Source organism: Thiocapsa sp. C2-2m (genome assembly GCF_041903745.1).
Lineage (GTDB): Bacteria > Pseudomonadota > Gammaproteobacteria > Chromatiales > Chromatiaceae > Thiocapsa > Thiocapsa roseilacustris.
Genome location: NZ_JBBWVD010000061.1, coordinates 1 through 18,651, shown reverse-complemented (window position 1 = coordinate 18,651; position 18,651 = coordinate 1). Strand labels below are relative to the sequence as shown.

18 protein-coding genes and 2 pseudogenes are annotated in these 18,651 nt (G+C 60.2%); 5 read left to right on the top strand and 15 right to left on the bottom strand.

What is annotated here, in order from left to right; all coding sequences use genetic code 11:
* Nucleotides 1–220: 220 nt before the first annotated feature.
* Nucleotides 221–1,054 (top strand): DUF2887 domain-containing protein, encoded by an 834-nt coding sequence (locus tag AADX97_RS27045; RefSeq protein WP_374239131.1) that lies wholly within the window; start codon nt 221–223, stop codon nt 1,052–1,054.
* Between the two features lie 1,189 nt (nt 1,055–2,243).
* Nucleotides 2,244–2,561 carry a DUF4351 domain-containing protein gene (locus AADX97_RS27040; RefSeq protein ID WP_374239132.1) on the top strand — a complete coding sequence of 106 codons (318 nt, stop codon included), beginning with the start codon at nt 2,244–2,246 and terminating at the stop codon, nt 2,559–2,561.
* A gap of 632 nt (nt 2,562–3,193) precedes the next feature.
* Here the strand turns inward: AADX97_RS27040 and AADX97_RS27035 are convergent.
* From AADX97_RS27035 to AADX97_RS27015, 5 genes are read right to left on the bottom strand one after another with little or no spacing between them, the layout of a single operon-like run.
* Nucleotides 3,194–3,865 (bottom strand): prepilin-type N-terminal cleavage/methylation domain-containing protein, encoded by a 672-nt coding sequence (locus tag AADX97_RS27035; protein WP_374237187.1) that lies wholly within the window; start codon nt 3,863–3,865, stop codon nt 3,194–3,196.
* Between the two features lie 8 nt (nt 3,866–3,873).
* The gene (locus tag AADX97_RS27030; RefSeq protein ID WP_374237188.1) at nt 3,874–5,250 is read right to left on the bottom strand and encodes a hypothetical protein; all 1,377 of its coding nucleotides are present in this window, start codon (nt 5,248–5,250) and stop codon (nt 3,874–3,876) included.
* Nucleotides 5,247–5,939 (bottom strand): PilW family protein, encoded by a 693-nt coding sequence (locus AADX97_RS27025; RefSeq protein WP_374237189.1) that lies wholly within the window; start codon nt 5,937–5,939, stop codon nt 5,247–5,249. The genes AADX97_RS27030 and AADX97_RS27025 overlap by 4 nt, the downstream gene beginning before the upstream one ends.
* Nucleotides 5,927–6,502: a GspH/FimT family pseudopilin gene (locus tag AADX97_RS27020; RefSeq protein WP_374237190.1), complete on the bottom strand. Its 576-nt coding sequence runs from the start codon at nt 6,500–6,502 to the stop codon at nt 5,927–5,929. Before AADX97_RS27020 ends, AADX97_RS27025 begins: the two co-directional genes overlap by 13 nt.
* Nucleotides 6,499–6,906, bottom strand: a complete 408-nt coding sequence (locus AADX97_RS27015; RefSeq protein ID WP_374237191.1) for a type IV pilin protein — start codon at nt 6,904–6,906, stop codon at nt 6,499–6,501. The genes AADX97_RS27020 and AADX97_RS27015 overlap by 4 nt, the downstream gene beginning before the upstream one ends.
* 1,619 nt (nt 6,907–8,525) lie before the next feature.
* On the opposite strand from AADX97_RS27015, the gene AADX97_RS27010 reads away from it, so the two are divergent.
* Complete coding sequence (locus tag AADX97_RS27010) at nt 8,526–9,482, top strand: hypothetical protein (protein ID WP_374237192.1); 957 nt, start codon at nt 8,526–8,528, stop codon at nt 9,480–9,482.
* Between the two features lie 886 nt (nt 9,483–10,368).
* Here the strand turns inward: AADX97_RS27010 and AADX97_RS27005 are convergent.
* The 7 genes from AADX97_RS27005 to AADX97_RS26975 all read right to left on the bottom strand — a co-directional run bounded on the left by AADX97_RS27005 (nt 10,369) and on the right by AADX97_RS26975 (nt 13,815).
* Nucleotides 10,369–10,776 (bottom strand): type II toxin-antitoxin system VapC family toxin, encoded by a 408-nt coding sequence (locus AADX97_RS27005; RefSeq protein WP_374237193.1) that lies wholly within the window; start codon nt 10,774–10,776, stop codon nt 10,369–10,371.
* Nucleotides 10,770–11,030, bottom strand: coding sequence for a type II toxin-antitoxin system VapB family antitoxin (locus AADX97_RS27000; protein ID WP_374237194.1), 261 nt, complete (start codon nt 11,028–11,030; stop codon nt 10,770–10,772). The genes AADX97_RS27005 and AADX97_RS27000 overlap by 7 nt, the downstream gene beginning before the upstream one ends.
* Nucleotides 11,031–11,666: 636 nt before the next feature.
* Nucleotides 11,667–11,876 carry a hypothetical protein gene (locus AADX97_RS26995; protein ID WP_374237195.1) on the bottom strand — a complete coding sequence of 70 codons (210 nt, stop codon included), beginning with the start codon at nt 11,874–11,876 and terminating at the stop codon, nt 11,667–11,669.
* A 449-nt stretch (nt 11,877–12,325) separates the two neighbouring features.
* Entirely contained in the window at nt 12,326–12,595 is a 270-nt protein-coding gene (locus tag AADX97_RS26990) for a BrnA antitoxin family protein (RefSeq protein ID WP_374237201.1), read from the bottom strand.
* A complete protein-coding gene (locus tag AADX97_RS26985; protein WP_374238672.1) occupies nt 12,579–12,842 on the bottom strand; it encodes a BrnT family toxin in 264 nt (87 codons plus the stop codon). The genes AADX97_RS26990 and AADX97_RS26985 overlap by 17 nt, the downstream gene beginning before the upstream one ends.
* A 302-nt stretch (nt 12,843–13,144) precedes the next feature.
* The gene (locus AADX97_RS26980) at nt 13,145–13,543 is read right to left on the bottom strand and encodes a type II toxin-antitoxin system VapC family toxin (protein ID WP_374237196.1); all 399 of its coding nucleotides are present in this window, start codon (nt 13,541–13,543) and stop codon (nt 13,145–13,147) included.
* Nucleotides 13,543–13,815 carry an antitoxin gene (locus AADX97_RS26975; RefSeq protein WP_374237197.1) on the bottom strand — a complete coding sequence of 91 codons (273 nt, stop codon included), beginning with the start codon at nt 13,813–13,815 and terminating at the stop codon, nt 13,543–13,545. Before AADX97_RS26975 ends, AADX97_RS26980 begins: the two co-directional genes overlap by 1 nt.
* A gap of 894 nt (nt 13,816–14,709) precedes the next feature.
* Between AADX97_RS26975 and AADX97_RS26970 the strand changes: the two are divergent.
* Together AADX97_RS26970 and AADX97_RS26965 are read left to right on the top strand one after the other, a co-directional pair.
* Nucleotides 14,710–15,890, top strand: a pseudogene (locus AADX97_RS26970) (IS3 family transposase).
* A gap of 94 nt (nt 15,891–15,984) precedes the next feature.
* Nucleotides 15,985–16,215, top strand: a pseudogene (locus AADX97_RS26965) (DUF29 domain-containing protein); the annotation flags it as partial.
* A gap of 1,095 nt (nt 16,216–17,310) precedes the next feature.
* On the opposite strand, the gene AADX97_RS26960 reads toward AADX97_RS26965, so the two are convergent.
* The 3 genes from AADX97_RS26960 to AADX97_RS26950 form a co-directional block, all read right to left on the bottom strand.
* Nucleotides 17,311–17,820, bottom strand: coding sequence for a hypothetical protein (locus tag AADX97_RS26960; protein WP_374237198.1), 510 nt, complete (start codon nt 17,818–17,820; stop codon nt 17,311–17,313).
* Nucleotides 17,817–18,110: a nucleotidyltransferase domain-containing protein gene (locus AADX97_RS26955; protein WP_374237199.1), complete on the bottom strand. Its 294-nt coding sequence runs from the start codon at nt 18,108–18,110 to the stop codon at nt 17,817–17,819. Before AADX97_RS26955 ends, AADX97_RS26960 begins: the two co-directional genes overlap by 4 nt.
* Before the next feature lie 29 nt (nt 18,111–18,139).
* A partial coding sequence (locus AADX97_RS26950; protein WP_374239343.1) for a glycosyltransferase occupies nt 18,140–18,651 on the bottom strand: 512 nt, incomplete at its 5' end.

Below are 18,651 nucleotides of genomic sequence, written 5' to 3'. Positions count from 1 at the left end.
CCGCCGACGCCCATCGGTTGCCGGCGCAGCGAGACGGCAGGACAACCCCTCTGAAGGTCTGGGATCCGACCGAGACGATTCCATGGCCCGATGATCGCGGGAAACCGTGGTCCGTCCCCGGATTGCGCCGCCGGGATGACCCGCGCCCGCGAAGTCATCATGCGAGGGCCGACAGTCGTGTACACTTCGTGTCAAACCGACCGAAGCAGACGACGCACCCATGCACACGGACCCTCTGTTTTATCGCCTCTTCCAGGAACGCCCGGAATTGGCCTTCGACCTGGCCGGTTTGACCGTGCCCGAGGCGTCGGCTTACCGCATGAAAGCCGTCGAGGTGAAACAGACCGCCTTTCGGCTCGATGGTGTCTTGCTGCCGCCGACCGAGCGCGCCGATGCCCCGCTGATCTTCGCCGAGGCTCAGTTCCAATGCCGCCGAACCTTTTATGCGCGCTGGCTGGCGTCGATCTTCCTGTACCTTTACCGACAACGCGTCTCCCGGCCGTGGCTTGCGGTTGTGGTCTTCCCTGACCGCCCCGCCGACACCGGAATCATCACCCCGTACGAAGGTCTGATCGGCTGCGGGCTGTTGCGGCGCGTATATCTGAGCGACCTGCTCGGTGCCGAGCACCTCGGCTTTAACGCCCGACTTGCTCGGTTGATCATCCTGGACCAAGCGCAAGCCGCCGTTGAGGCGCGTGCCTTGGCGGCGCAGCGAGAGAGCACGCCCGATCCGCTGGAGACCCTGGATCTGATCGAGACAATTCTGGTGTATAAATTCCCTCAACTGACTCGCGAGGAGATCCGCGCCATGCTGCACCTACCCGTCACCGATGTGAAAAAGACTCGGTCATACCAAGAGGCTTATGGCGAAGGCCGAGAAGAAGGCCAGCTCGAATTGGTTCTGCGCTTGCTCAACCGGCGCTGCGGCGCGCTGACGCGGCCGCAGGTCGAAAAGATCCAGGCCCTGGAGAGCACGCAGCTCGGGACACTCGCAGAGGCGTTGTTGGATTTTGGCTCGGTCTCCGATCTGGACGACTGGCTGCGCGAGCACTGAGCGTCCGGCAATTCGGCACTCCGGATCTCGCTCAGGTCGAGACTATCCCCTGGGCCTGGGTACGCCGACTTCAGTCGGCACGCCTGGGTACGCCGACTTTAGTCGGCACCTGGGGAGATCTGGGGTGAGGCGGACTTCAGTCCCCCGCGCGGTCGCGCTCGGGCGACTGAAGTCGCCCGTCCCCAGTTGCCGACTAAAGTCGGCGTACCCGGGCGGTCGCGCTCCGCAACCTGGTCACTGCTGATGTTGTCGGAGCGATGAACGAGAAGGCGTTGTCGTCATCGACCCCGAGAACGAACGGTCTCGACACCTCTGCCGTGTGGCGCAAGGCCCCGTAAACGTTATCAAAATAAAGACCTTTAGCGGAGTCGCGAATCCTGACAAATGTGTCACAGTGAGAGGGCGACAGGCGCGCCAAGAACGAAAACCGGCAACAGATTACATTTTCCGGGGTACATCGCCAGATTGAGCCGATCGGTATCGTCCAACTCTTTCCGCGGTCGGCCGGACGTCCCGGACCAAGTGCCCCAACCATAGATGCGGTCGGATTTTGAAACCCTTCAATGCCCAAAACGAAGGCACCGTTAATCGTATCGAAGGCCGTTCAACATGTCCGACCGATCAGTCGCTGTCCTGCGGGTGCAGATTCACCGATGATTCCAGGCAGCCATGGTCTGTCCTAGGTTGACTGGTTTCCTCGCAGCATCAGATGGCCCGATGATCGCGGGAAACCCTGGTCTGTCCCCGGTTTACGCGTGTCCCCGGTTTACGCGGTCCCCGGTTTACGCGCAGCCTGGGATCCTGTTGTCAGTGGTCTGCGCAGTGCTCAGCGGCGCCGAGGGTTGGGAGGCGATCGGCCTGGGCACGCCGACTTCAGTCGGCACGCCTGGGTACGCCGACTTTAGTCGGCACCTGGGGGAGACCCTGGCGGTAGGCGTACTTCAGTCCGCCGCGCGGGCGCGCTCGGGCGACTGAAGTCGCCCGTCCCCGGGGGCCGGATAAATCCGGCGTACCCAGGCGGTCGCGCTCGGCAACCTGGTCACTGATCCTGAATCAGGCGCAGCCTGCCGCCGACGCCCATCGGTTGCCGGCGCAGCGAGACGGCAGGACGACCTCTCTGAAGGTCTAGGATCCGACCGAGACGATTCCATGGCCCGATGATCGCGGGAAACCGTGGTCCGTCCCCGGATTGCGCCTGGATCTGATCGAGACAATTCTGGTGTATAAATTCCCTCAACTGACTCGCGAGGAGATCCGCGCCATGCTGCACCTACCCGTCACCGATGTGAAAAAGACTCGGTCATACCAAGAGGCTTATGGCGAAGGCAGAGAAGAAGGCCAGATCGAATTGGTTCTGCGCTTGCTCAACCGGCGCTGCGGTGCGCTGACGCCGCCGCACGTCGAAAAGATCCAGGCCCTGGACAGCACGCAGCTCGGAACACTCGCCGAGGCGTTGTTGGATTTTGGCTCGGTCTCCGATCTGGACGACTGGCTGTGCGAGCACTGAGCGTCCGGCAATTCGGCACTCCGGATCTTGCTCAGGCCGAGACTATCCCCTGTGCCCGAATTCACGCATCGAGTCACCCTGATCCGGATTCTCATCTCACCCGGCGGACGTTTCTGCCCAAACCGTTAGGTTCTGCCGATGACACAACATCCGCGCCGGGGAGTCGGACCCCGATCGCTATTGTCCCTCACAACGCCTAGGTTCACCCTGCCGCGTCGGCTCCGTTAAGGGTGCCATGCCGCTATCGGGTCAGCTAAATTGCCCGGACACTGCCCCGAAGCCGAGCACATCGGTGTCAACGCCCGAATTGCCCGATTGATCATCCTGAATCAGGCGCAGGCCGCCGCCGATGCCCATCCGCGAGCGGCGCAGCGAGACGGCACGATAACCCCGCCGAAGATCCTGGATCCGATCGAGACGATTCCATGGCCCGATGATCGTGGGAAAACGTGGTCCGTCCCCGGTTTCCCCGGTTTCCTTCCGAGGCCCGTCCCCTGGCGGCGCACTGTTCGGGATGTCGGATCAAGTGTCGCCAACAAGTCAATCCATCCCCTCTCTGGCTCGTCAGGAAGAAATGACCCGATGATCGCGGGAAACCGTGGTCCGTCCCTGGCTTCCCCGCAAACTGAGTGCTAGCTGGCGCAAGGCGCCTCGCATTTGTTAGTAGAATTACAGGTCTTGTCGTTTTTCTTGCATGAAGCCGAGCTGCATGATGAGGCACAACACGGGCCACCGTCTGCGTTAAGCACCCACGGATCATCCTTATCCGGGCGGGTGTAGGTACAAACGCAAACGTATTCGCATTGCTCAACCGGTGGAGGTGGAGGTGGAGGTGGAGGCTGAGTGACAGCTACCGCCATCGTCGGAACGTCTGAAATTTTGGTAAATAGACTGACTTCGCGTGTCTCGTTTCCGCTCCCCGTGCCCTCTCGATTGTCCCACGTGACGGTGACGGTCAGATTCTTGTACGTCGGATTGGTGTTTGTAGTGACTGTCCAGGAGCGATGAAAGACTGCCCCGCTGCCGGCTGGGGCGATGTCTTCCGCGCTACTGCTGGAGGCGATGTCGTTGTAGCTCGCAACACAACTGCTTGGCCAGGCGCGGAAGCACTCGATCTTGTCTTGGGCCATGTGCAGTGCCTGTGTGCGCTGCTGGCTTGAGCCAGAGCCGCCAGAGACGAAAAGCTGGAGCTTGGAGACACCCAGAAATCCGATCCCGATGATGAGAAAGGCAATCATCGCCTCGATCAGTGAGAAGCCACGCGAGCGCTTCGACCAGTACCCTCGTGCATGCGCGATCGTCATATCAAGCCTCAGAAATCCATCCAGCTTCCGCTGATGCGTTGGACGTCGTTGCCGGTGCCCGCGACGGTGTCCGGCGTGGGCGTATTTGGGAAGGCTGCACTACTGTTGGGGTTGTAATGAATCTGCCCATTCGCTGTGATATGTGCAACGTCGGATTCGACGACGACAGATCCGTGAATCTCGGCCCCACCCCAACCGTTCATTTTTGTACTATCGCATTGTGAATCAAAATAGACCGTGCCGTAGATGGTCGGACTGCCGTTGACATTCGGGCAGCCGCCGGAGCAGGATGTAGCGGAAAAGATAAGGATAACTGGCTCGGATGTAGTCCCGAGATCGTCGTGCCAGTTGCTCCCGCTGTCGATCCAATAGACGCTTCGCTTTGGCGTGGAGGATTGATTGAGGCCGGCGGCCACCTGAGCGTCGGAGATTCTCTTGATCTGATCCCTGGTCATCGTGCCAAAAATCGCATTCCAAGCCGCATTCGGGTTGCATGCAGTCCCGGGCGGAACCGGGGTTCCGGTGGTCTGACCACTGTGTTTATCGAGATGACCTGGATCCAGACAGGCGTCGATTTCGCTCTGAGATAGCGATCCGTCGTTATTCGTATCGGGGGTATGTAAGCTGTGCATGGCCGTTCCAACGTCGCAGCTGCAGGTTCCGCAGGTCCCGGAACCCGCGCAGGCTCCATTGCCGGAGCAGGATCCCGGGCAGCTACCGGTGCAGCTGCAGACGCCTGTGCAAGTGCCATTGCTGCAGTCGCAGTATTGAGTCCCCGAACAAGGCGACCCGGTCGCGTTGCGCGGGCAAGCGTCGGGATTGCCTTTTATGTCGGATGTGCAGCCATTGACGACTAAGGGAGGATTCTTGCCGCGGCCATCTATTCCGCCCCCAGCTGCGCCGAGCGCGAAGAGGTAGATCTTCTGTGTTACCGTGGCTCTGGCGTTATTGGATGTGTTTGTTGCCTCGGACTCGATCACCGCGACATTTGGCGAACGTATGATATCGTTCGCCAGCGTAACCTTCAGGTCATAGTTGCTCACCGACACGTTCGATTGGCTGCTCATGTCGAAACAGCGGGCCTTGCTGAGATCCGTACCCTTTGGACATATGCTATTGCTGGCGGCCCCCCATGCGACGCCCGATTCTGACGGCGAATAATTGAACTTCAACCATGCGACCGCGTGCTCAAGTCCGGATTGAGCGACTTCATGCACTTGCGCCGCCCAATACTGGTTGTTGGTGTCCTTTTGTTCGAAGAGGACTGAACGCGAGGCGTAGATGCCGGCAATGCTTGCGAGCGTGACGAGCATGACGGCAGCAAATAAGGTTGCGGCACCGTATTGCGCTTTCTTTGTGGCGATGCTCTTTCTTGTTCTGTTCATGGCACACAATAACTTAAGCTCGATGGGAGGTTCTTCGGGAGGTCCGAAAGAAGGATGTCGCTTCGCACCTTGACCGATTCGTTCAAGGTCAAGGTTCGCGTCGCATCTGCTGTTAGGCGCCCGGTCAGTGAGATGTCAACGAGCCGGCTATAGAGAGCACTGCCGCTGGACGGCTCACAATGGACGAGAAAGCTGAGATCAGTGACTTGGATCGTGTCTGGGTCGGTGAGCTGAAGCCAGGTTGGCGTGCAATCGGTTTTCATCTCAACGACGCTGCTTCCAGTGGCCAGACGAAAGCCGAAACATTCATCGTTATCTTGGAGACTATCCGGATTTTTATCGTAACTGAATTCGATGATCCGGTAGCCATTCGCAAGTGTCGGATGAGCAGTTGGAAAAGAAAAGTCACTTGCGTCGTTGCAAAATGGATCGTTGCATGGATTTTTGAACCGATGTTGCTCGGCATTATTGATGAACTGTGCCCTGCGAACCTCGCGCACCATCATGGCCATGGTCGCCTTCAGATCCTGATTGAGTAACCGGGCCTCCATGATTTGGCGATTGCTCGAGACGGTATTCACGTAAAAGGCGATTGCGCCTGATAGAACGATCAAACCTACGGTGATCCCGACCATGAGACCGATCAGGGATTCTCCTCGCTCGCTCTGAATGTGATTCAGCAGGCGCATTCCGGAAACCCCAATAGGTATGTAGATCCTGCCGGTGAGCAGAGTTTGGTTCGGCCAATGAGGTTGATGTGCACGCAGGCTTGTTTGCCTTGGCTGGATTGAAAGACGACCTTACTGCCTGCCGGAAGCGGACTGCCATTGGCGCAGGCATTCTGAACAGTGCTGGATACGGGTTGGAACACCAGGGTGGTGCTGCCGCATCCGAGACTGACGTTCGCGATCTGCGTGCCTGCAAAGCCGTTGAAATCACTTGTCTTCAGCGCAGTGGGTGTGAGCGCGGAGGTTGCGCAAATGCCGTCCAGCGACGAGAGGGTATAACTCCAGGAGTTCCCTGTGGTGAATGCAATCTGAACACTACGGTTGCTTTTAACGGACTCGGATCGGGCAAACTGGAGATCCGAATAGAGTCCCTGAACGGCGCCTTCCAAACGGTAACGGTCCATGAACTCCGTGAAGCCAGGTACCGCTAGGCTCAACAGAATCGCCGACACGGTGATCGTGACCATCAGCTCGATGAGCGTAAAGCCGTGGCTGCGGCCGGCCCTTTGGGCGAGGGTGTTCATTGCTTCCAACAGCCGGCGGGGCCGGTCGTGACGTCCGCAGCGTCTACCTCCAAGGTCATGTCGGCGCAGGCGGCGTCATTGGCCTGACCGCCGGTCGCGGTCGCGGTGGCGGTGTAGCCTGTTCCGCTGGTCCCCGAGAGCGCGAGCGTGTAATGCCCGTCTGCCGAGCTTGATGTGACCCCTAGGTCGCTCAGGGTGGCGGTGTAAGTGGGATGATTGGACCGCCACTTCTCCTGCTCCAACATGATCCGTTGCAGACTCGCCTGGCCATCGGTGCGGCGTGCGCTTTGGATGTAGGATTGGTACGAAGGTAAGGCGATGGCCGTGAGGATGGCGACGATTGCGAGAGCGATCATCAACTCGATGAGTGTAAAACCTCGGCGTGGGGGTGTGCGGAGTGTCACGGCTGGCTCCAGGCTTAACGCTCTCGTGCGCTACATCTCTGTTCGCAAGATAGACACCATATAGCTTAGCGGGTTTTTTGGCGCGCCGGGGGCACGTTATCGGGGCGAATGCTGGAGCTGGCGCTGTTTCGCGGCGGCGTTGTTGATGCGCCGGTCACTGGGGCGATGACAAATTTGTCATAAAGCAACCCGTTTGGCAGCTTGGGGCGAGCCGTTGGTGGTTGGCGGAGTCGCGTCGGAGCGACGAGGGGTCGTCGGTCCGCAGCAATCCGGGGACGGACCACGGTTTCCGCAACTTTCAGTCGCTCGCTGGCCGAAGTGACGAACAAGGCCCTTGCGGGTCTCGATCATCGTTTCGGCCACATCGGCTGTGACCCGGTCGCCGAGCGCGCCCGCACCGGGTACGCCGGATTCATCCGGCATCTGGGGACGGGCGACTTGAGTCGCCCGAGCGCGCCCGCGCGGCGGACTGAAGTCCGCCTCCCCGGGGGCCGACTGAAGTCGGCGGGGGTCCCGGGTCCGGGGTCAGGTCTTTCATCGGGTCCGGGGTCAGGTCTTTCATTGTGACATTCCAGGGGAGGGAGAAACCGGGGACGGACCAGAATGGCACTCAGTTAAGAAGATCTATTTTAAGAGCATAGGCTTACGTGATCCACCAACGGCCAAGGCACCGTTAAACTCGGCATGGCTCTCGCCTTTCCAGGTCTCCGACGGCGGCTCAGCGACTTTTAGCGGCAGCTACGGCCCTCGCAGCCCATTGTTTCCAGGAAAACCAGGGACAGACCCAAGCCGTCCGACAAAGGTGTTGCTGTTCATCACCGAGAGGGCGAAAACTCTCTAGTTTTTAGATAATTAATAGACTCTCGCCGGAGAAAATTTTCCTACGCTTGCTCATCACCGCTAGCACATTGAAACGGAAGCCATTTCTAAGGCGGCGCAACACCTTTGTCGGACGGCTTGGGACAGACCACGGTTTCTGGGCTCTATCGGCAGATCGAGCCGATCGGTGCCGGCCAACTCTACCCGCGGTCGGCCGGACGTGCCGGGCCAAGAAAGCAAACCAGGGACAGACCAAGGTTTCCGCAACCTGCCGTCGCTCGCCGGCCGAAGTGATGAACAAGGCCCTTGCGGGTTTCGATCATCGGTTCGACCACATCGGCGGTGACGCGGTCGCCGAACGCGCCCGCCTTGTGTCGGCCGGATTCATCCGGCACCTGGGGATGGGCGACTTTCGTCGCCTGAGTGCGTCGGCGCGGCGGACTGAAGTCCGCCTCCCCAGAGGCCGACTGAAGTCGGTGTACCCAGGCGCTTACTCACTCCCACGCTCCGTCGTTGAGAAAGAACGGGTTGGCAACTGGGGCGGCGGACTTCAGTCCACCCCCCGGGCGCACTCGGGCGACTAGAGTCGCCGCCTCAGAAGCCGACTGAAGTCGGCGGACCCAGCGTGCGGGCTGAATCTCGTGCCCGATCGGGAACCCCGCGAGGCCTGAACGAAAGGATATCCAAGGCCGTCTGCTATGCGGACCATCCGTCCTCAAGCGCCCCGGGGGGCACGTTGAGTGTTCATCAAACCCTGCAGGGGGCTAAACTGCGACCATCGCCCGTCACCGGAGCCCCGCATGACCGACACCGTCGAGCCCACCCCGCGCAGCGACCACGACAGCCCCTGGAAAGAGGCGCTGGAGGGCTACTTTCCGGAATTCCTTGCGCTGCTCTTTCCGCGCATCCACGCCGACATCGACTGGTCCCTCGGCTACCGATTCCTCGACAAGGAGTTCCAGCGGATCGTCCGCGACGCCGACACCGGTCGGCGCTACGCCGACAAGCTCGTCGGCCTGCACCGTCTCGACGGTCAACCCGCCTGGGTCCTGGTGCATGTGGAGGTGCAGGGCGAGCCCGAAACAGCCTTCGCCGAGCGCATGTTCGTCTACAACCATAAGATCCGCGACGCCCACGGCGTACCCGTCGCCAGCCTCGCCGTGCTCGCCGACACCGATCCGCGCTTTCGTCCCGAGCACTATCACGACGACCTCTGGGGCTGTTCGGTCGACTTTCGCTTCCCGATGGTCAAGCTCATCGACTGGGACACCCCCGAGCGCTGGCCGGCGCTGGAAGCCAGTGACAACCCGTTTGCCCTGGTCGTCATGGCCCAGATCCGCGCCAAGGCCACTAAGGATGCCGAAAGCCGCAAAGCCTGGAAGTTTCGACTCATCCGCCTGATGTATGATCGCGGCTACGCGCGCAAGACCATCCTGGAGCTGTTCCGCGTCATCGACTGGATGATCCAATTGCCCGGGACCCTGGAAACCACCTTCCGCCAAGAGATATTCACCTACGAGGAGAGCAAACAGATGCCCTACGTCACCACCGTTGAGCGCGCCGGAATCGAGAAAGGCCAACGCATTGGCGTCCAGAAGGGCGAGGCCAACATCCTGCTCTTGCTGATCGAAAGCAAATTCGGCGCCGACTCCGCCGAGTCCCTGCGCGAGCGGATCGAGTCGGCCGACAACGACAGTCTGCGCCGCTGGTCCGTGCGCATCCTTACCGCCGACACCCCGGAGGCCCTCTTTCACTGAGACATTGCCCGACTTCGGATCCGGCGATTCCCCCTCGTTCCCAAGCTCTCTGCTTGGGAATGCGGCCCGCAAAGCTCTGCTTTGCGAACCCCGGCGGCTCCTCGACAGACACCGCTTAGCCACGAAAAGCGGAGCTTCTTGGACCAGGTACCCAAACTGAGAGACTGTGCAAGTCTTCCCCAACGGTGTCGACCGAGGCGCCGATCGCGTCGGTCGGGTGCGCCGGCTCCGTGGTCGTTGAGAAAGAACAGGTCGGCAACTGGGGAGGCGGACTTCAGTCCACCCCCCGGGCGCACTCGGGCGACTCAAGTCGCCCGCCCCAGGAGCCGACTGAAGTCGGCGGACCCAGCGCGGCATCGGGGTCAGGTCTTTCCTTGTGACATTCCAGGGGAGGGAAAAACCGGGGACGGACCAGAATGGCACTCAGTTAAGAAGATCTATTTTAAGAGCATAGGCTTACGTGATCCACCAACGGCCAAGGCACTGTTAAACTCGGCATGGCTCTCGCCTTTCCAGGTCTCCGACGGCGGCTACGCGACTTTTAGCGGCAGCTACGGCCACCGCAGCCTATTGTTTCATAAGGGTCCTCGCCTTGACTGAGTGCCATTCGTGCTCCGAGGGCAGAATCATCTCATCCAGGTCGGGTTCGGCCTGATGCAGCCGGGAAGACACCATGCAGACCAACGGCCTTGCTCGAAACTCCGGCCTTCGTGACACGTGGCGCAGAGCGCCAGGGGCATGCGTGACACCGCAGAGCGGGTGTCACGAGCGAGTGGTGTTTTGGGTGGCCGGCCTGATGAGCGAGGCCCTCGTTGGTCAAAAGCATCAAATCATTAACGGTTCAGGAACAACTTAGCCATTCCGGGTCGGTCCCGCCCTGGGCAGCTCAGTCAGGCGCCGGCACATCTACCGCAGCAGTGAGATCGGTCCGAGGGAAGTCGTCGCCTTTGTAGAGCAAGGACTGTTTGCGGGTGCTCGCCAACGCGTATGAGCAGCAGTCTCCGAGGTTGAGCGAAGCCGGGTGCAATCCCTTGCCGAAACGCGCGTAGGCCATGCGTGCCGCACGCATCTGAATCGCGTCGAAGGCCACGATCTCGATCCCGAGATCCGCCAGTAAAGCATCCAGCTCGGCGACGGCCTCCGAGCCCTTGCGTCGATAGAGCACGATCGACGTCTCCAAGACGGAAAGCGCGCTGATGCAGCGCACCGGATTCGCTGCCAAGGCAGTCGTCAGGCGCTCGGCCTCGGGCTCACCGAGCAGAATCGCGACCAAGGCCGAACTATCGATCACCACGGATCGAAGGCTCCATCGGCGTTGTAACCCAGAATATCCTCGCCAGATCGCGGATCAAGGTCGGGCAACTGCGCACACCTCGCCCTGGATTGTCGGATCCGAGCGATCGCGGACACCTCGCTGCGCTGGTGCTGAAGCCGACCGGCACGCTCTTGCAGTGCAGCGAGGATGAGCTGCGGGATCGGCTCGCCGGTTTGGCTCGCCAGTTCTCGCGCCAGGCGCTCGACTTCTTCGTTGACGATGGTGAGAGCCATAGCGTTGATCTCCGATGCAGATGCAGAATGGGCACGCGAAACCGGGGACCGAAACCGAGAAATAGGGGACGTACCACGGAATCGTACACCCCAAGGATCGGAGTCTCCCATTTCACGGCTTCCGCAGAAACGTCCTCCAAACCGGTGGCCGTGAGAACCCATTCGGACCCGCGTGGCCGGGTGTTCGGATCGGCGGTTTGCACGCGTTGACGCACGGCCTCCGATCGGGGCAAAAATATGGTGCGTCGCGCGGGTAACCGACCAGGAGATCCGCTGCCTCCATGACGCTCCAGCGTGGAGCGCGTCGCAACGCTCCAGCGTCACGTCACGATCCACCTTGTAGGAGCACAATGACCGCACGCCGCACCTCTAACAATTTCTCAATTCGCACAGTGGCCGCAGTGGACACGAACAAACTCTCGTTGGCCGTAAACAATTTGCCGGGCCGCACCTAACTGGTGCGCTGTAGACCACCGCCAGCAAAATCCGCAGCACCAATTTCTACCGCCATTGGGTCAGCATAGGGGTTGCTCGTGATCTGGCAGGCAACCCAATCACCCCGCCCCACATCGGCCAGAAGCAGTGCGGGACGAAGCTTGCTCCTGCTCAGATCAGAGAACGGAAAGCGGAGTATCGCTACTTGTCCGGCTGCAAATAGGCCCACGCCTCGTCCTCCTCGGGTTTGAGCCAATCTTCCGCAAGGGCCGCCTCCGCGAGCAAAGCCGTTTCATCCGTCGATGGCTGCAACAGCGTCAACAAGGCCCGACCGGCCGGTAGGCGAGGCACTGGCTCGACCGGATGAATTTGGCCATCAGGGTCAATCTCAACTTCAATCGTCTGCAGCATCGTCACGCCCTTCGAACAGTCTAAAAGGTAGCTAGCCAAAAGCTTAACACGCGGAGCAAACCGGGGACGGATCACGGTTTCCCGCGATCGCGAACAGGGGCCAGAGTCAATTGATTTGGTCGCAAGAATGAGTCAGCTCCCGGTGTCAGGATAGATGTCACCTCCCCGTCGGAGATTTCACCACCATTCGGGACAGATTGATTTTCCTTCACGGCGCCGACAAAGCAGATCCGCCGGACGAAGATCGGGGTCACCATTCCAGAGCTGGCTTTCACGTTGCGGCAAGCCCCGACCTTCCCCAAAAGCTCAACGTGACTTCGGCCTATCCGGATATCCGTTGACCGATCGGGGTAAAGCCGGCCAATTCAGAGCAGCCGTCAAGCTTAAAGACGGCTCAAGTGATTCGCAGACGCCCCACGGGAAGCGTCTATGCTGTCACGGTTGCAGTGTCACCGATGGGCTTCGACGTACTCGCGCACGATCTCGTTGATCCGGGTCTGCCATCCTGGCCCGGTCGCCTTCATGGCCTCGAGCACGTCGGCGTCAAAGCGAATGTGGGTCGAGACTTTGCGGACTTCGGCCTTGGGGCGGAGCTGGGCGATCTCCTCATCAGATAGCTCATAGGTGTCTGGATCCGCCGCGATACCGGTCCGGATCCGCGCTTCCTCCTCCGGGCTGGGCAGGTCAAAAATCCGGCCTGATTTAGACTTGACGTGCATAGTCACGAACCTCTCTCGGTGTTGCCGAGCGCAAACTGATGATGCGGTATGCATCGCCCTCTTCCGCGTAGACGACGCAGTAAACTGTCCTTCCGATGGGCGCGTAGCCGATCCAACGCAGTTCGATATATGCCTCCCGTGTGTCCTCGCGAGTCAGCAGCAGATCCCATTCAAGGTCCGCCGCCGATGCCAAGGACACGCCATGCTTGGCACGGTTCTTGGCGTTCTTGGCAGGGTCGAAGGCGATCTTCCTTGCCTTATTGTAGTACCAGAAAGACAGAAACAGAGGAAAACAAGGGGACAGAAAAGGCGACAGTGAGAAACCGGGGACGGACCCTGAGGTATCCCCACGAATTCATCCCCCGGCGCGAAACCGCGGACGGACCACGGTTTCCCGCGATCAGAGGGACATTTCGGCATCACGACACCAGGGGCAGGTTCTCCGTCGGGCGAGACGACACCGCGGGCGCAGTCAACACACTCAAATATGCGCCAGGGAAAGGGGTCAGAGCCCTTTTCCTATGCGATCGCGTTCCACCCTACGCGGGCTCAGATCCAGTTCTCGACCATCAATCCATCGACCCGCTGGAATTCGCCCAGGTTATTGGTGACCAGCGTGCAACCGAGATAGTGGGCATGCGCAGCAATCAGGAGGTCGTTCGATCCGATGGGTGTCCCTTTCACCTCCAACGCATGGCGAATCTCTGCATAGACCCTGGCTGCCTCGTGCGGCCAATCCAGCACCAGGCAGTAAGCCAAGAAGTCCGTCAAGGCCGCCGTATTGTCCTCCCATTGCCGACCCTTGCAGACGCCGAATCGCAGCTCCGCCAAGACGATGGCGGAGATGCCCACCTCTCCGATCGCCACGCGTCGCAGTCGAGCCTGCACCTGCGGCGGATGGTGCTTCATGGCGTAGATACAGGTGTTGGTGTCGAGCATCCACCGCATCAGAGGGCTTCTCTGGTTTGGGGAAGCGGATCGTCGATGGTGTCCGGAAAATCCGCCGAGAGCCGTCGTCCTCGTGCGAAATAGTCATCCCAGGAGCGCGGCTTGGGCGTCAGGACGATGCTGTCCCCCTCCCGGCGAATCAGCACCTCCTCGGCATCGATCTCGAGGTCGCGGGGCAACCGAACAGCCTGGTTGCTCCCGTTGCGGAATAGACGTGCGGTGCGTTGCTGGAGAGTGTCGGATGCGGATGAAGGAGGCCGAGGGTCGGTCATGGGATCTCCAGATACCTATGCGACAAGCATAGGTCGAGTCTAGGGCTTCTGTCGTTGGGACGCAACCGCACAAAGCCGTGAACGAGCATCAATCTGCCCCTTCGCACGAAAAGAGGTCGGAGCCTGAGGTATAACCAGGAAAATGACAACCTGATCATAACTTTGCGCAAACCGGGGACAGACCACGGTTTCCGCAACTTTCAGGGCCGTAGGATGCGGTGACGTGAGGAACCGCATCGCTCTCCGGCGGCGTTCGGCCTGGCGTTCGCGGATCGTAACTGTTCAGGTCGCCAGCTGCCTTACGGCAAGCAAGCATCGGTGTCAGGTCTTTCCTTGTGACATTCCAGAAAGTCCGGCCCGGTGCCGTGGGGTCCGCGGGATCCATGCAAACCGCGGACGGACCACGGTTTCCCGCGATCAGAGGGACATTTCGGCATCACGACACCAGGGGCAGGTTCTCCGTCGGGCGAGACGACACCGCGGGTGCAGTCAACACACTCAAATATGCGCTGTCGGAATCGCATCGCAGTTCGGACGGTTCCGGGGAAAATAGCAGCCGCTGGAGCCGGTGAGCGACACCTCCGATTATCCGCTGTTGATCGGACTGGATCGACATCGGCGAACGAGTCATGATGTGACGGATTAACATATTTGTTATTATTGGCCGCGTGACCTACAGCATCCTCTACTACAGCGAGGCCTTACAGAAGGCTATTGCCTCTTTGCCTGACACGCTGGCGGCACGGTATGTCGTTCTGACTCGGCGGATGTTGGTTTTTGGGCCGAATCTGGGCGAGCCTCACACCAAGGCATTTGGTAATGGCTTGTTTGAGGTTCCCCCGGAATTTAGTCTTCCAAGGGTGACGTAGACTGTCTGTCACACTGGAGACGATGATGCAGAAGATTCCGAAGCAAGAGTACACCGCCGAGTTCAAGGAACAGGCGGTCAAGCGGGTCAAGGACGGCAAGAGCGTAAGCGCGGTGGCCAAGGAGATGGGTCTGGTCGAGTAGACCCTGCGCAACCGGGTGAAGGGGTTCGACGTCGGCACGCTCAACGGTGCGGGCGCAGCGAAAGTCACACCGGATGCGATGGAGCTGTCGCGTCTGCGCGCGGAGAACGCGCGGCTCAAGCGCGAGGTCGACATCTTAAAAAAGCGACGGCGTACTTCGCGCGGGATGCGCTGTGACGTACGCCTGGATCGATGCGCACCGCAACGGCTTCGCCCTGAACGAGCTGTGTGATTGTCCTGGAGGTCAGTGTCGGCGGCTACCGGGCCTGGCAGGGTGGTGGCACACCGGATCGCCGTAGGCTGACGGATGCGCAGTTGCTGGCCCTGATCCAATCCATCCATGCCGAGCTCAAGGGTGCTTACGGCAGCCCGCGGATGGTGCGTGAGCTGCGCGCGCGAGGCTTCTCGGCGAGCAAGGCACGGGTGGAGCGCCTGATGCGCGAACACGGCATCCGGGGGCGCCACAAGCGCCGCGACAAGGCCACGACCGACTCCAAGCACAGCCTGCCGGTGGCCGACAACCTGCTCGCCCGCGACGTCGCCCCGAGCGGCCCGAATCAGGTCTGGAGTGCCGACATCACCGACCTGTGGACGGATGAAGGCTGGCTGTATTTGGCCATCGTGCTGGACCTGTTCAACCGCGAGGTCGTGGGCTGGTCGCTGCAGCCGCGCATGACGGCCGATCTCGTCGGCGACGCGCTGACCATGGGTTGGTTTCGACGCAAGCCGGCCCCCGGGCTGATCCATCATTCCGATCGGGGGAGCCGGTACGCGAGCCATGCGTTCCAGGAAAAGCTGGCGCAGTACGGCATGGTCTGCTCGATGAGCCGCAAGGGGAACTGCTGGGACAACGCCCCGACCGAGAGCGGGTTCAACAGCTTCAAGAACGAGCGTGTCTTCGGGGAGCGCTTCGCCACCCGCGACGCCATGAAGGCCACCGCCTTCGAGTACATCGAGGTGTTCTACAATCGCAAGCGTCTGCATTCCACCCTCGGTTACACTTCCCCGGCACTGTTTCTGAAGGACTGGATCAACACTCGGGAGGGAGAAAAACAGGTCGCATGAACCCCTGCCCTTGGAAGACGAAAAACCGAGGGAAGCTCAGAGATGATCCGTCAGCGCCAAGCATCCACACAACACAACCGATATGCGGTGGCCCATGATTCGTTATGACCAAGACATCATCGCCTGGGCCAATGAGCAAGCGAACCTGCTGCGTGCCGGGCGCTTCGATCAGGTCGATGTCCTGCATTTGGCCGAGGAGATCGAGGACGTAGGCAAAAGCGAACAACGCGAATTGGCAAGTCGCATGAGCGTGCTGCTGGCGCACTTATTGAAGTGGGATGTTCAGCCCGAGCGTCGCGGTGCGAGCTGGGAGTGTACCATTCGCCCCAAGTAGCCGAGCCATGCGATTGCGGTCTGCCGGAATAACATCCGCGACCATCGCAGCGTCTGCGCTCGATGTCGGCGTCTTTGTTGTTTGGCCCAGTGCTTGGCGGCCGCATTGACCGCTGCGGGCGTGCCCAAGTGGCCGGAGGTCAGTTCCAGTTCCTGAACGACGACAACAAGTTCCCGCGCGATGCGCACTAAGGTCGCCGGCGCCGCTCCGTCGTCTGCAAGTTGCGTCAAGAAGGACGCTCGCGCCGATGCCAGAGGAGCCTTAAGCTGAGGGGCGATTGTGGAAGGTCGTTTGAAAAGCTTGTCGAACATCGTCAGATCTCCTGTGCAAAAGAAATCTGACCGATATCAGGGTTATGTGGCTCCCAGCCTCGTAAAGGGCTAACCCGGGCAACCGGTTAGGGTCTCACCGCCACATTACGGACAACGCCACATTACGCATCTTATGTGCTGCAGCACATAAGATGCGGGAAAACCGCATGCACGGTTTGATGAGGGAGGGCTGGTTGTCAGCACCACGCCTGGGCTACTTAGGCACCGCCAAACGAAAGGGGCGGAAACGGATAAGCCGGGACTACAGCGCTGGCAACCTGCTCTCTACTCTATCCTTTTGTCCCTGGGCCATGACTCCAAAAAATCAGCCCCGAAAAGGCACGTGTCAAGACCCCGATGGTTCCCTGCAGAGACTCGTGACACCCGCTCCGCGGTGTCACGCATGCCTGTGGCGCTCTGCGCCACGTGACGCGATGGCCGGAGTGACGAACACGGTCCTACCTCCTGGAAAATAAAGCTGTCCCCTTTTTGTCTTTGGAAATCGCTGGCTGAGGCACGACGCTAATCACCTTCAGACAAAACCGTGGTCTGTCCCCGTTTACTTGTCCCCGTTTACTTAATATATGCCTGTGTGCCTGCCTGTGCCTGCGATATCTGCAAGTTCAGGCTTGCGTCCCGCAGGTTCCGAGACAAGCTGATGATCAGTACGGATGCCAGTGTCGATGGCACTTATGTAAACCAATTTTGGCATCAGTGTCGCCAATCCGCCGTTGCGCTCGGCGTGGATCCGTGCCGCGTATTCGCTCTGAGCGCGTTATGGATCTGCCGCAGGGTCGTCATGTGAATCGAGGTTTAAGCGGTAGTGGTTCGTGGACTGCTCGAAGGTATTCAGAATGTCCAGCAACCGCCAAGCAGATTGGATCGCGAACCGCAGTCGGTCGAAGCGTTCCTCGGCCGATTCGGGATAGTCGTGGGTGAATTCATTGAGAATTCGCCGTAGTTCGATCCACTCCTCGGCGGAGGCTAGCCATTCTAGTTGCTCCAGGCGATTCAGGCGATCCAAGACCGACATCGGGCGAATGTCCTCGCCAAGCGCCCGCAACACGGCCGGGAAAAGTCGCGCGCCCATGTCATCCTGAAGTCGGGTGTAGCGGTAGGCGAATTGGTCGAGGATGCGCCGGTCCTCTTTGCCGATGTTGGTGAGATCCTGAATCTGGAGCGGCCGTTTCGCCAGGTCTTCCAGCGCATCGGAGAGTGCGGCGCGATGGGCCTGGCATAGCGTCAGGGCTTGCTGTAACGCCAGGCGCTCGGCATCCAGGCTCATAGGCGAACCCCCGTCTCGCGGGCGACGCGGACGATGTCGCGCTGATCGTCAGGTTGGGCGATCAGCACATCGATCCGTCGTTCGCCGAGTGTGCGCTCCAGCAGCACGAGAAAGCGGATCTTTCGGCGCAGGGTATCATCGCGCGTTGCGGGTGTGATCAAAAGGTCGATGTCGCCTCCGCGCTTCTCATCGTCGACGCGGGAGCCGAACAGGGACACGCGGCTTCCCGGGCCAAATGCGGCCTCGGCAGCCTCGCGGATGGTCTCGACTTGGTCGGTGTTCAGGCGCATGGGTTCGATCGACCGGTGTTGTTTCGAAATCAGGTCTTTTCGGGATCTTTGTTGAGTACTTCGGACAATAACATGCCATACCCCGCAGCGATTGTCCCCCAATCGAACGCCTCCGCGCAGTGCCGGCGAGCGTTTTCGCTGTAGCGATCGCGTCGGATCGGATCGGCGAGCAGTCCCACAATGGCGTCGGCCAGATTCACGGGGTTTCGCGGGTTGACCAAAATTCCGGTGCTTTCATCCAGAACGATATCCCGAACCGCGGGAACGTCGCCGCAGATCACCGGGCAACCGCAACCCATGGCTTCGACCAGAACCAGGCCGAAACTCTCTTGATCGCCGCTGTCTGCAACCAAGAAAGGGGCGATGAAGCGGGTCGCGCGGCGGTAGAGGGCGGGCAGATCGGATTGCGACACCATACCCTTAAATAAAACGGGTAATCCCCCGGCTTTGCCGGGGTGACAGTAGCAGTTTGACATTTCCGGGAGTCCATCGGGGACACTCCGCAGCGTGAGCCGCCAAGCACACGCTTGTGGAGAGTCCC